This is a genomic window from Brachybacterium halotolerans, from assembly GCF_016623465.1.
Classification (GTDB): domain Bacteria; phylum Actinomycetota; class Actinomycetes; order Actinomycetales; family Dermabacteraceae; genus Brachybacterium; species Brachybacterium halotolerans.
The window spans coordinates 1-13200 of record NZ_JAEDAJ010000006.1; the positions used below are offsets into that span (position 1 = coordinate 1).

Consider the following 13200-nt stretch of genomic DNA (forward strand, 5'->3'; position numbering starts at 1 on the left):
CCCGACGGGCGACTCGTGCAGACGGATCAGAACGCGGGGTTCTGCGCCTTCTTGGCCTTGCTGCGGCCGACGAAGAACAGGATCACGCCGACCACGAGGAGGAGGAAGCCGAACCCGGCGACGAAGATGCCGCCGATGATGCCGCCCACCCCTCCGACCAGTCCCGCGCCCGACACGGGCGGAGCCACCATGACCTCGGTCGGGGAGTCGCAGGTGATGGTGTACTCCTGCGTCGACTTCGCCGTGAAGGAGCCGAAGGACTCCCAGTCGGCGCCGGCGGCGGTCACCTTGCTCTTCTGATCGGCGGTGTCGGTGGCGGGCGCGGTGCCGTCGGCCCCGACGATGGTGCAGCTGGGAGCCGTCTCGCCCTCGTGGGCGTAGGCCTGCATGTCCTTGCCGGCCTCGAGCTGCACGGTGGCCTCGCCGTTGAAGACCGTGCTGTTGTCCGAGACATCGTTCGCGACGCCGACGACCTTGACGATCGCGACGACGAACACGACGATCCCCACCAGACACAGCACCAGACCGACGATCAGCATGATCAGCCCGGCGCGCTTCATGCCCTTGCCGGGGACCTTGCCGTTCGGGACGGGATAGGAAGCGGGAGCCCCGGGAGCGCCCTGCGGGCTGCCGGGGTACTGGGGCTGGGCGGGCATGCTCACGGGGTTCTCCTTCATCGACATGGTGCGATTCACACGATATCGGAAAGGACCAGCTCACATCCCGTGCTGGACCAGGTTCTGGTCAGGACTGCCCGTCGCCCATCCACGGCAGGTCGTCGTCGTGGCCCACCACGCACAGCGGGACCACCACGATGGGCCGCACCTGCTTGTGGGAGAGCTGGGTGGCGACGGAGCCGTTGATGAACTCGCGCATGGAGTCCCGCAGGCCCGGCTTCCGGGTGCCCAGGACGAACATGAGGGCGTCGACGTCCTCGGCGACCTCGTGCAGCTCGACCGTCGGGGTGCCGCGGCGCGGCACGGCCGTCCAGCTCACGCCGGTCGAGCCCACGCCCTCCTCGATGACCTTCGTGAGGTCGTCGGGGAAGAAGGGCTCGTCGATCTCCGCGGCGAGGCCCGCCGCGTACAGGGAGCCCTGCGGGGTCTCGCCGAGGGCGAGCATCGTCGATTCGACGTACACGCAGGTGAGGGTCGCGTGGAAGGCTTTCGCGTACTGCGCGGCGGTCTGGATCACCGTCCGCGATCTCTCGTCGACCACTCCGACCACGATCTGTCGGGCTTCGCCGCTGCGGGGCGCGTCTCCGGACTGCTCGGGGGCTGCGTTCACGACGGACCACTTCCTTCCGGCGCCTGCGGGGCGACCCCGCAGGATCTGACGGTCGACACCGGCATCCTCGCCGGTGACCCCATTGTGCCCCTCACCGGGCACGGATGGGGGAGGTCGAAGGTCCCGGCCCGCAGGAGGAACCGCGATTCGCCGCGGAAAGTCCGGCACGGACCCGGCCCCGCGAGACCGGATCGGCGGGATCCGTAGACTGCCGGGATGGACCGCGAGGAGATGCCGACGGAGGGCTCTCCCCCGTCCGACGGGCCGTCGCCGGCCGGGGCCGCACCGACCGCGATCCGCACGCTTCCGGGGCCGGTCGAGGGCGAGCTGATCGAGAAGAAGTCGCGCTTCCTCGCGCAGCTGCACCCGGTCTCCTCGACCGACGAGGCCGACGCCCTGCTGCGCGCGGCCCGCGCCGCGCATCCCGGCGCCCGCCACCACTGCTCCGCGCTCGTGCTCTCCGAACAGGCCACGGGCGCCGGTCCCGTGCAGCGCTCGAACGACGACGGCGAACCCTCGGGCACCGCCGGCATGCCGATCCTGCAGGCGCTCCTGCACGCGGGCCTCACCGACACCCTCGCGATCGTGGTGCGCTGGTTCGGCGGCGTGAAGCTCGGGGCGGGCGGCCTGGTCCGCGCCTACACCGCGGCCGTCGAGACGGCTCTCGCCGACGCCCCGCTCCTCCAGCGCGTCCCGCGCAGCGAGGTCGCCCTCGAGGTGCCCTTCACCGACGTCGGCCTCGCGGAGAACGCCGTGCGCCACTGGGCCGACGTCCGCGGCGAGGGCGGCGCCGACGTGCACGCGACCCAGTACGACGAGGACGGCGCCCGCCTGCGCCTGCTCATCGACCCCGCGCTCGCGGACGACCTCGCCCAGGACGTCGCCTCCTGGTCCCAGGGCCGCTTCACCCCGCACGAGACCGGCCGCCGCAGCGTCGACGTCCCCGCCCCTCCTTCGACGCCCCGGTGAAAGCGGTGAACGGGAGGCGACGGCGAACCGGACATTCCTCGCCCCCTGCAATGCCAGGTCACCCCCACCTCCTGTGACTTCGCGTACAGGCAGGCACGAACGCCCAGGAGCCGGGTGAACGGAAGGTGAACGGCTCCGGGGAGAACTGGCACCCCTCTCCGCCCCGGGCGCACACTGGCCGCATGACAGGTGACATCGTCATCCTCGCCCTGCTCATCATCACGGCAGTGGCCTTCGACTTCACGAACGGCTTCCACGACACCGGCAATGCGATGGCGACGTCCATCGCCACCGGTGCGCTCAAGCCGAAGACCGCCGTCACGCTCTCAGCGATCCTGAACGTGATCGGCGGTTTCCTGTCCGTGGAGGTGGCGGTCACCGTCACCACCTCGGTGCTGAAGATCCAGGACACCGACACCGGAGCGCTGATCACGGGCCTCGACGCGGAGACGGCGATGTTCATCATCTTCGCCGGGCTCGTCGGCGGCATCCTGTGGAACCTCGCGACCTGGCTCTTCGGCATCCCCTCCAGCTCCTCCCATGCGCTCTTCGGCGGCCTCATCGGCGCCGGCCTCGCGGCCCTGGGCACCGTGGGCATCAACTGGGAGGGACTGATGATTAAGGTCATCATCCCGGCCCTCCTCTCCCCCTTCATCGCCGGCGCGATCGCCGCGACGGCCGCCTGGCTGGTCTTCCGCGTCACCGCGAACGTGCGCGAGGAGCGCCGTGAGAAGGGCTTCCGCTACGGCCAGATCGCCACCGCCTCGCTGGTCTCCCTCGCCCACGGCACGGGCGACGCGCAGAAGACGATGGGCGTCATCGCCCTGGGTCTCATCGCCCACGGCACCCTCTCCGACCAGGAGATCATCGACAACGGCCTGCCGCCGTGGATCATCATCGTGTGCGCCGGCGCGATCGCCCTGGGCACCTACATGGGCGGCTGGCGCGTCATCCGCACCCTCGGCAAGGGCCTCGTCGAGCTCGACTCCCCGCAGGGCATGGCCGCCGAGGCGTCCTCCGCGGCGATCATCCTGACCTCGAGCCACCTGGGCATGGCACTGTCCACCACCCACGTGGCCACCGGCTCGATCGTCGGCTCCGGCGTCGGCCGTCCCGGCGCCCAGGTCCGCTGGGGCGTCGCCGGGCGCATGGCCGTCGGCTGGCTGCTGACGCTGCCCGCGGCGGCCGTCGTCGGCGCGATCACCTACTTCATCGGCCACCTCGTGGGCGGGGTCGGCGGCGCCTTCCTCGTCTTCGCGATCCTGCTGGCCGTCGGCGGGTACATCTACTATCGCTCGCAGCTGCAGAAGGTGGACGCCGGCAACGTCAACGACGAGTGGGACGAGGGCGCCGAGGCCCCCTCCGCCCTCACTCCCGAGGCCGGCTACGTGCTCGAGACGCCGGCCGAGGAGGTCCGCGCCGCGTCCTCCGCGGCGCCCGCACCCGCTCCCGCGGCAACGCCCGCGACGACGAAGGTCCCCGTGTCCACGCCGAGCAGGAAGGACTCCTGAGATGTCCGCAGAATTCATCGAGATCATCACCGGCACGCTCAAGGTGCTCGGCGTCGGCCTGCTGCTCGGCGCAGGACTGCCCCTGCTCTTCTCGATCGGGATGAAGTTGCAGGACCGCGGCCAGGGCGGCGAGGAGCGCGACGGCACCGTGATCGCCGCGAAACCCGTGGCGCGAGTGGGCGCCTGGGCCATCTTCGCCGTGGTCGCGCTCGTCATCCTCTACGGTCTGCTGTTCATCACGAAGGGCAGCCTCGACCACTACCTTGGTATCCAGCTGCCCCTCTGAGGGCTTGCGAGATCGAGGGGCACAGGACTGATGAACAATCCGCTGAGCATGATCCTGAACTGGCTGCGCGTCGGCTATCCCGACGGCGTGCCGCCGAAGGACTTCTACCCGCTGCTCGCCCTCCTCACGCACAACCTGAGCGAGGAGGAGCTGGAGCGGATCATCCATGATCTCCAGCGCGAGAACCCCGAGGGCGACGTCACCCAGGAGGACGTCCGCGGGGCGATCGGCCGCGTGACCTCGGCACCGGTCACGGAGGACCACACCCGCGAGGTCGCCGAGCGCCTCGCCGACGCAGGGTGGCCCGTCGACGAGGAGTCCGCCGAGGTCGCGCGTGCCGTCGCGGCCGACGGCGGGGTCGAGCGCGTGGACCACAGCCGTCGCGGCGTGCAGGTGGACGCCGCCGAGTCCGACGCCGCTGATGGCACCCGCGAGACCGACGCGGCCGACGGCGAGAGCGCTCCGCGCTGGACCGCCGAGCCGGCAGACGGCTCCGCGACGATCGCACCCCGAACGAGCGCACCGCAGGCCGCCGACGCCTCGGCGTCCACGACGCAGGACTCGACCGCACCGGACGACTCGACGGTGCCTGAGGACGCGACGGCCCCTTCGGACGCGGCACCGCTCGCTGACACGGGAGCACTCGCCGACTCGGCAGCACCGGCAGACGCCGCGGCCGCATCGAGCGCGTCGTCGACCCCTGTGACCTCGGCCCCCGCCTCCGACCTGCCGCCCGCGCCGTCCTCGAGCACGGTCCAGAGGATCCTCGACTGGCTCTCCGCCGGCTACCCGGCGGGCATTCCGGCGACCGACCGCCTGCCGCTGCTCGCGCTGCTGCGCCGCCAGCTCACGGACGACGAGGCCCGGGAGATCGCCTCGCACCTCGTGGACGAGGCGGGGCACCGCATCGTCGACCCGACGGATGCCGGCGTCGCGATCACGCGCTACACCAACGATCTGCCCACCGAGCAGGAGATGCGCCGCGTCGCCGAGCACCTCGCCGTGCAGGGCTGGCCGCTGGGCGAAAGGCGCTGACCGCGCCTCGAGCACTGTCCCGCGTGCCGCGTGGCGACCCACGCACCCCGCGGCGAGCGCCCGACTCGCCCCGACATGCACGAGCGCCCGATGCCTTGCGGCATCGGGCGCTCGTCGTTCCGGCGCGGGGTCGGGATGCTCCGCCGGGTCCCGTCATCGGGACCGGGCGGTGTCAGGCGCGGTTCTTGGTGACCAGCCCGTAGATGACCATCACGATGATCGCGCCGACCACGGACAGCAGGATCGTGCCGATGCTCCACGGGTTGTTCATGATCCCGCTGATGCCGTCGCCGCCGAAGAGGCTGCCGATGAATCCGCCGACGATCGCGCCGATGACACCGAGGATGATGGTCATCCCGATGCCCATGGCCTGCTTGCCGGGCAGGATCGCGCGAGCGATGAGGCCGATGATGGCTCCGATGATGATCCAGGAGATGATGAGTCCGATGAGACCCATGGGGAAGCTCCTTTCCCTTCGGTCCGCGGGTGCGGACCATGTACGTCACACGATCTCACATCCCGGGCCCGACGCCGCGCGCCGCGTCCCGTCCGCGCGACGGTGATCCGCTGTTCACCTGCTGGTCATGACCAGTACGGTTCTCTCACGTCGCTTCCGCGATCCGCGTGTCCATGGCGGACAATCATGCTGTGACAGCCCCAGAGCCCGCGCTCCTCGCCGGGGACCGCTCCCCCGCGCCCCGCACCCTCGTCGACGTCTTCCGCGCGTCCGTCGCCGCCCATGGTGACGCCCTCGCGATCGACACGGGCCTCGAGCCCCTCACCTACTCGCAGCTGGACGCCGCCGCGACCGAGCTCGCGGGCCGCCTCGCCGCGATCGGCGTGGGCCCCGGCTCCCGCGTGGGCGTGCGCATCACCTCCGGCACCCCCGACCTGTACATCGCGATCATCGGCACGCTGCTCGCGGGCGCCGCCTACGTCCCCGTGGACGCCGAGGACCCCGACGAGCGCGCTCGCGTGGTCTTCGAGGAGTCGGCCGTCGCCGCGGTGCTCGGCGACGATCTCGCGCTCACGCCGACGGGGGCTGCCGACGCGCCCTCCGGAGCACCCGACAGCCCCGTCGAGCCCGTCGCCCCCTCCTCCGAGGACGATGCCTGGATCATCTTCACCTCGGGATCGACCGGCAGGCCCAAGGGCGTGGCCGTCTCCCACCGCAGCGCCGCCGCCTTCGTCGACGCCGAGTCGCGGCTGTTCCTGCAGGACGCGCCGCTGGGCCCGGGCGACCGCGTGATGGCGGGACTGTCCGTCGCCTTCGACGCGAGCTGCGAGGAGATGTGGCTGGCCTGGGGCCACGGGGCCTGCCTCGTCCCGGCGCCGCGCTCCCTGGTCCGCTCGGGGGTCGACGTCGGCTCCTGGCTGCTCGCGAACTCCGTCACTATCGTCTCGACCGTCCCCACCCTGGTCTCGCTGTGGCCGGACTCCTCGCTCGAGGCCGTGCGCCTGCTCATCATGGGCGGTGAGGCCTGCCCGCCCGAGCTCGCCGCGCGCCTCCAGGCCCCCGGCCGGGAGGTCTGGAACACCTACGGGCCGACGGAGGCGACGGTCGTCGCCTGCGCCGCGCAGCTCGACGGCGCCGACCCGGTGCGCATCGGCCTCCCTCTGGACGGCTGGGACCTCGCCGTCGTCGACGAGCAGGGCGAGCCGGTCGAGACGGGAGCCACCGGCGAGCTCATCATCGGCGGCGTGGGGCTTGCCCGCTACCTGGACCCCGTGAAGGACGCCGAGAAGTACGCATCCATGCCCACCCTCGGCTGGGACCGCGCTTACCGTTCCGGGGACCGCGTGGTCAACGACCCGGACGGGCTGCTGTTCGCGGGGCGCGCCGACGACCAGATCAAGCTCGGCGGCCGCCGCATCGAGCTCGGCGAGATCGACGACCAGCTGCTGCGCCTGCCCGGCGTGGTCTCCGCCGCCGCGGCCGTGCGCTCCACGAAGACGGGCAACAAGCTCCTGGTCGGGTACCTGACGGCCGACGCCACCTTCGACGCGGACGCCGCCCGCGCCCTCCTGCGCGAGCGCATGCCCGCCGCGCTCGTGCCGCGCCTGGCCGTCCTCGAGGACATGCCCACCCGCACCTCCGGGAAGGTCGACCGCGACGCCCTCCCCTGGCCCCTGCCGTCGGCCCAGGGGTCCGCGCGCGACCTCGAGGGCACCGCCGCCTGGATCGCCGAGATCTGGTCCGACGTGCTGGGCGCCCGCGCCACCTCGGTGCGCGACGACTTCTTCGACCTCGGCGGCGGCTCGCTCACGGCTGCGCAGGTCGTCGGCCGGCTGCGGGAGATGCACCCGGAGGTCGCCGTCGCCGACGTCTACGCGCACTCCACGATCGCCTCCCTCGCGGCCGCGCTGGACGCGATGGGCACCTCGAGCGCCCGCAACGAGGACGAGGCGCCTCCTCTGCGCCGCGGCTTCCAGACCGCCCAGCTGGTCCTGCTGCTGCCGCTGCGGGCGATCGCGGCGCTGCGCTGGCTCACCTGGCTGATGATCGCCTCGAGCCTAGCCTCCGGCCTGCTCGGCGTCGCCTGGGCGCCGCCCCTTCCTCTCGCCGTGCTCCTCCCGGCGGCCATCGTGCTCCTCGTGCCTCCCGTGCGGATGACCCTCGCCGCCCTGCTCGCGCGGCTGCTGCTCGCCGGGATCCGACGGCCCGGCGCCCACCGGCGCGGAGGCCTCGCGCACCTGCGCCTGTGGTGCGCCGAGCGCCTCCAGGAGGAGCTCGTGGCGCTCGGTCTGGCGGGCGCCCCCTGGGTCCCGTACTACGCGCGCCTGCTCGGGGCGCGGATCGGGCGCGACGCGGATCTGCACGCGCTGCCGCCGGTCACCGGCCTGCTGCACATCGGCGCCGGCGCCTCCGTCGAGCCGGAGGTCGACCTCGCGGGCACCTGGATCGACGGCGACACGCTGCACATCGGCGCGGTGCGCATCGGCAAGCGCGCCCGCGTCGGCGCCCGCAGCACGCTGGGACCCGGCGCGCACGTGGGCAGGGACGCGGAGATCGCTCCGGGATCGGCCGTGCTCGGCGACGTCCCCGCTGGCGAGTTCTGGTCGGGCTCCCCCGCGCGTCGGAAGGCCCGCGCGCGCGGTCCCTGGTCGAGCGAGCACCCGCACCGCGGGCCGCTCTGGCAGGGCGTGTACGCGCTGGTCGCCCTGGTGATCGCGGCCCTGCCCGCCGTGGCCGTCGTCGCGGGCGCCGCAGTGGCTCTCCCCGCGATCGCCTCCGCGCCGACCTTCGACGCAGCGGTCCTCGCGGCGCTGCCCTGGCTGCCGCTGTCCGCACTCGTCGGCTACCTCGTGCTGATCCTGTTGGTGCTGGCCCTCACCCGGCTGTTCGCGCTCGGCATCCGTCCCGGCCACCACCCCGTGCGCTCCCTGCCGGGCGTGCAGATCTGGGGGACGCTGCGCCTGGTCGACGAGGCCCGCAGCTGGCTGTTCCCCCTCTACTCGGGTGCGCTCACCCCGCTCTGGCTGCGCGCCCTCGGGGCGCGCGTGGGCAAGGGCGTCGAGGCCTCGACCGTGCTGCTCATCCCGAGCCTCGTGCAGGTCAGCGACCACGCCTTCCTGGCCGACGACACCATGGTGGGCCCCTACGAGCTCGGCGGCGGGTGGATCCGCGTGGAGCGGGTGAAGGTCGGCAAGCGCGCCTTCGTGGGCAACTCCGGCATGCTCGCCCCGGGACGCAAGGTCCCCAAGAAGTCCCTGGTCGCGGTGCTCTCGGCCGCGCCCCGTCGGACCTCGGCGAAGGCCGGCGGCTCCTGGATGGGCAGCCCGCCGCGGCGGCTGCGCCGCGCCGGGAGCGAGGCCGACGAGTCCCGCACGTACGCGCCCTCCCGCAGGCTGCGGATCTTCCGCGGGATCGTCGAGACCTGCCGGATCCTGCCGATGATGCTGGCCGTGGTGCTGTGGGCCGCGGTCGGCGCGACCCTGCTGATCCTCGTGGCCCGGCACGGGCTCGGCGCCGCCGTGCTGCTGGGCGGGCCGGTGCTGCTGGCCGGCTCGGTCGCCGCCGCAGTGGTGTCCGTGGCCGCGAAGTGGCTGATCGTCGGCCGGCATCACGAGGGCGAGCACGGGCTGTGGACGTCGTTCGTGTGGCGCAATGAGCTTGCCGACACCTTCACCGAGGTGCTGGCCGCACCGTGGTTCGCGCGCGCCACGACCGGTACGCTCGCCCTGAACTGGTGGCTGCGCGCGCTCGGCGCCCGCATCGGCCGCGGCGTCTGGTGCGAGTCGTACTGGCTGCCCGAGACCGACCTCGTCGAGCTCGGCGACGGCGCGACCGTGAACCGCGGCTGCGTGGTGCAGACCCACCTGTTCCACGACCGCGTGCTCAGCATGGACACGGTCGTGCTGGCCGAGGGCGCGACCCTCGGCCCCGGCAGCGTGATCCTCCCAGCGGCGCGGATCGACCGGCATGCGACCGTGGGCCCGGTGTCCCTGGTGATGCGCGGCGAGAGCGTGCCCGCGGGGACGCGCTGGCAGGGCAATCCGATCGGACCGTGGGAGGACGACGCATGAAGGGACGCAGCGTGAAGGGATTCGGCGCATGAGGGAGCACGGCGCGCACGCGCACGACGGCGACGGCGCGGACCCCTACGTCCCGGGGCACGGCGACCGCTCCTTCGGAGTCGAGCACTACGACCTCGAACTCGTCTACAAGGTCGACACCAACCGGCTCGAGGGCGAGGCGACGCTGCACTGCCGCGCCCTCGCGGAGGCGGACTCGATCCATCTGGACCTGTACGGTCTGAGCGCCCAGAAGGTGCAGGTCGACGGGCGCGCCGTGAAGACCACCCACCGCTCCGGCACGCTCACCGTGCGCACGCCGATCGCCGCGGACCAGAAGTTCGTGCTGCGGGTGAAGTACTCCGGCACGCCGCGCCCGGTGCCCTCGCGGGTGCTCGGCGCGACCGGCTGGGAGGAGCTGACCGACGGCGTCATCGTCTCCGCGCAGCCCCACGGCGCGCCCTCGTGGTTCCCCTGCAACGACCGGCCCGACGACAAGGCGACCTACACGCTGCGCCTCGGCGCCCCGCCGGACTACTGGGTCGCCGCCGCGGGCGAGCTCGAGGGCACGCGTCGCCGCAGCGCGGTCACCACGTGGACCTACCAGCAGCGCGTGCCCATGGCCACGTACCTGGCCACGGTGCAGATCGGCCGCTACTCCCCCGTCGACATCGCCCGCGCCGACGTGCCCGTGCGCACCCTCGTCCCGCTGGGCACGACCCCGGACGACCTGCTCGGCTCCTTCGCCCGCCAGGGCGAGATGCTCACCTTCTTCGCCGAGCTCTTCGGGCCCTACCCGTTCGCCTCGTACACGGCGGTGATCACCGAGGACGACCTCGAGATCCCGCTCGAGTCGCAGGGCCTCTCGACCTTCGGCGCGAACCTCGTGGACACCGACTGGGAGTCGGTGCGCCTGATCGCCCATGAGCTCTCCCACCAGTGGTTCGGCAACGCCGTCACCCTGTCCGCGTGGAAGGACATCTGGCTGCACGAGGGCTTCGCGTGCTACTGCGAGTGGCTGTGGGCCGAGCGCTCCGGCGTCTCCAGCGTGCAGGCCGAGGTCGAGAAGCACCACGCCCTGCTCGCCGAGCTCCCCCAGGACCTGCTGCTCACCGATCCCGGGCCCGAGCTCATGTTCGACGACCGGGTCTACAAGCGCGGCGCCCTCACCGTGCACGCCCTGCGGATGCGCGTGGGCGACGGCGCGTTCTTCGCGCTCCTCCGCTCCTTCCTCACCGAGCACACCGGCGGGAACGTCACCACCGCGATGCTGCTCGAGCACGCGGAGCGCGAGAGCGGACAGGAGCTCGGGGACCTCGCCGGGGCGTGGCTCGAGTCGCTGCCGCTGCCGGAGTGCCCGCGACCGGCCTGATCCCACGCGGACGTGCGTCGGGCCGACGGGGCGCCTCGGGCGACGCACCGCGGCATCACAGCCGCGCGCAGGCGATCACGTGCCCCGGCGGAGCCGGCAGGTCCTCGATGTCGAAGTCGGCGAGCGCGATCGTGGGCATCGCGCGGGCGAGCCCGACGCCGAGCGCCTTGAGAACCGCCTCTTTGCCCGCCCACAGGCGCGCGCGATCCTCCGGCGTCCGATCGAGCCCGCGCTCGCTGGGGTGCAGCACGAGGTCGGGCGACCACAGCCGGTCGACGGCGGCGACGGACTCGATGTCGACCCCCACGGGGCCCTCACGTCGCACGGCCGTGACCAGATGCGCGCCGGAGCGGGAGATGCTCACGGGGATATCGGACGCGGCACCGATGCGGGCCCAGGGCCGGCCGTGCGCCGAGGAGCCGCATCGCGGGCAGTGCCGACCGGTGCGCACCGCCGCCTCCTCCACGCCGCAGGTCTCGGCGATGCGCGCGCGCAGGATCGCATCGGCGTCGTCCTCGGCGCGATGCAGGGTGACGAGCGGGGACTCGTGACGGTGCTGGTGGGCGGCGGGAGCGGTCATGGCCGCCCCAGAATACGGGCCGCTCAGATGTCGTCCTCGCCCGCGGGGCCGCCCTCGTTCTCCCAGTTCTCCAGGCGGGTGACGGTGCGCGGGTTGAACTTCTGGCGCACGCCGTAGCCCACGCCGGCATGCTCGTCCACGGGCAGCAGCTCGACGCCGAACTCCGCGAAGGCGCGGTGCAGCAGGTCGCTCTCCTCCGCCGTGGCGAGGATCCGTCCCTGCTCGATGGCGCGCAGCCTCTCGAGGTCGATGTCGGTGTGCTCGGCGAGATCGGCGAGCGAGACCTGGGCGAGAGCCCGAGCCGCACGGGCCAGATCCGCAGTGATCAGGGCCTCTTGCGTGTTCATGGCACCACTGTGGACCTCCCGCGCGCAAAGCACCAGTGCCCATGATGCGAAAGGCCCGGCCCGCAGAAGGCTGCAGGTCCGGGCCTCGCGTGCGCGCCGTCGGCGGGGATCCCCGGCGACGTGCGCGGTCAGCGGATCAGAAGTCCCAGTCGTCGTCCTCGGTGTCGACGGCCTTGCCCATGACGTAGCTCGAGCCGGAGCCCGAGAAGAAGTCGTGGTTCTCGTCGGCGTTCGGGGAGAGGGACGCGAGGATCGCGGGGTTGACCTCGGTCTGGTCCTGGGGGAACAGAGGGTCGTAGCCGAGGTTCATGAGCGCCTTGTTGGCGTTGTAGCGCAGGAACATCTTTACGTCCTCGGTCCAGCCGACCGGGTCGTACAGATCCTCGGTGTACTCCTCCTCGTTGTCGTAGAGGTCCATGAGGAGGGAGAACGTGTAGTCCTTGAGCTCCTCCTGGCGCTGGGACGAGGCCTTCTCCATCGCCTTCTGGAACTTGTAGCCGATGTAGTAGCCGTGCACGGCCTCGTCGCGGATGATCAGGCGGATCACGTCGGCCGTGTTGGTCAGCTCGCCGTGGCTGGACCAGTACATGGGCAGGTAGAAGCCGGAGTAGAAGAGGAAGGACTCGAGCAGCGTCGAGGCGACCTTGCGCTTCTCCGCGTCGTCGCCCTGGTAGTAGCCCATGACGATCCGGGCCTTCTTCTGCAGCGCCTCGTTGTGCTCGCTCCAGCGGAAGGCCTCGTCGATCTGCTTGGTGTGCGAGAGCGTCGAGAAGATCTGCGAGTACGACTTCGCGTGCACGGACTCCATGAACGCGATGTTCGTGTACACCGCCTCCTCGTGCGGGGTCACCGCGTCGGGGATGAGCGAGACCGCGCCGACGGTGCCCTGCACCGTGTCCAGCAGCGTCAGGCCGGTGAAGACGCGCATCGTGAGAGTCTGCTCGCCCTCGCTGAGGCGCCCCCAGGACTGGATGTCGTTGCTGATCGGAACCTTCTCGGGGAGCCAGAAGTTGCCGGTCAGACGGTCCCAGACCTCGAGGTCCTTGGGGTCGGGGATGCGGTTCCAGTTGATGGCCTGGACCGACGTCTTCAGGTGATCGGAGTTCACCGCTGCCTCACGTTCGCTCTGGGGATGCTTGGGGTCGTCGCTCCCCAGTCTAGGTGCCGTGAGCGGCCTCCCGGGCGGACCTCCAGGCCGCCCAGCGCGTCTGTGGCGGAGTCGACCGTCGGGGCTCCGACGCGGTCGCATCGGCCCCCATCGGGGACTCGTCGGGCCAGCCCGACAGCGCATCGGCCGG

The 13200-nt window shown here is 71.9% G+C and carries 12 protein-coding genes; 6 read left to right on the forward strand and 6 right to left on the reverse strand.

From position 1 onward, the window contains the following. Positions 1-26 precede the first annotated feature (26 nt). Together I8D64_RS10890 and I8D64_RS10895 are read right to left on the reverse strand one after the other, a co-directional pair. A complete protein-coding gene (locus I8D64_RS10890; protein ID WP_200502692.1) occupies positions 27-662 on the reverse strand; it encodes a hypothetical protein in 636 nt (211 codons plus the stop codon). 82 nt (positions 663-744) lie between these two features. Continuing rightward, the gene (locus I8D64_RS10895) at positions 745-1287 is read right to left on the reverse strand and encodes a universal stress protein (RefSeq protein ID WP_200502693.1); all 543 of its coding nucleotides are present in this window, start codon (positions 1285-1287) and stop codon (positions 745-747) included. 216 nt (positions 1288-1503) lie between these two features. Here I8D64_RS10895 and I8D64_RS10900 point away from each other — a divergent pair, with 216 nt between their 5' ends. The 4 genes from I8D64_RS10900 (at position 1504) to I8D64_RS17375 (ending at position 5088) form a co-directional block, all read left to right on the forward strand. Next, positions 1504-2256, forward strand: coding sequence for an IMPACT family protein (locus tag I8D64_RS10900; RefSeq protein WP_246482979.1), 753 nt, complete (start codon positions 1504-1506; stop codon positions 2254-2256). Positions 2257-2438: 182 nt separating this feature from the next. After that, positions 2439-3767: an inorganic phosphate transporter gene (locus I8D64_RS10905; protein WP_200502697.1), complete on the forward strand. Its 1329-nt coding sequence runs from the start codon at positions 2439-2441 to the stop codon at positions 3765-3767. Position 3768: 1 nt separating this feature from the next. Next, positions 3769-4053, forward strand: a complete 285-nt coding sequence (locus I8D64_RS10910; RefSeq protein ID WP_200502698.1) for a hypothetical protein — start codon at positions 3769-3771, stop codon at positions 4051-4053. Positions 4054-4083: 30 nt separating this feature from the next. Next, positions 4084-5088 (forward strand): DUF3349 domain-containing protein, encoded by a 1005-nt coding sequence (locus tag I8D64_RS17375; RefSeq protein WP_246482980.1) that lies wholly within the window; start codon positions 4084-4086, stop codon positions 5086-5088. 172 nt (positions 5089-5260) lie between these two features. Here the strand turns inward: I8D64_RS17375 and I8D64_RS10925 are convergent, their stop codons facing one another. After that, complete coding sequence (locus I8D64_RS10925; RefSeq protein WP_200502699.1) at positions 5261-5545, reverse strand: GlsB/YeaQ/YmgE family stress response membrane protein; 285 nt, start codon at positions 5543-5545, stop codon at positions 5261-5263. Positions 5546-5718: 173 nt separating this feature from the next. Here I8D64_RS10925 and I8D64_RS10930 point away from each other — a divergent pair, with 173 nt between their 5' ends. After that, the gene (locus I8D64_RS10930) at positions 5719-9615 is read left to right on the forward strand and encodes a Pls/PosA family non-ribosomal peptide synthetase (protein ID WP_200502704.1); all 3897 of its coding nucleotides are present in this window, start codon (positions 5719-5721) and stop codon (positions 9613-9615) included. 28 nt (positions 9616-9643) lie between these two features. Further along, complete coding sequence (locus I8D64_RS10935) at positions 9644-10975, forward strand: M1 family metallopeptidase (RefSeq protein ID WP_200502705.1); 1332 nt, start codon at positions 9644-9646, stop codon at positions 10973-10975. A gap of 55 nt (positions 10976-11030) precedes the next feature. Here I8D64_RS10935 and I8D64_RS10940 read toward each other — a convergent pair whose 3' ends face one another. From I8D64_RS10940 to nrdF, 3 genes are all read right to left on the reverse strand, one after another. Then, entirely contained in the window at positions 11031-11555 is a 525-nt protein-coding gene (locus I8D64_RS10940) for a 4'-phosphopantetheinyl transferase family protein (RefSeq protein WP_200502709.1), read from the reverse strand. A gap of 23 nt (positions 11556-11578) precedes the next feature. Next, positions 11579-11902, reverse strand: a complete 324-nt coding sequence (locus tag I8D64_RS10945; protein ID WP_200502711.1) for a hypothetical protein — start codon at positions 11900-11902, stop codon at positions 11579-11581. Positions 11903-12038: 136 nt separating this feature from the next. After that, positions 12039-13010, reverse strand: a complete 972-nt coding sequence (nrdF, locus tag I8D64_RS10950; protein ID WP_228359050.1) for a class 1b ribonucleoside-diphosphate reductase subunit beta — start codon at positions 13008-13010, stop codon at positions 12039-12041. Between the last annotated feature and the right edge of the window lie 190 nt (positions 13011-13200).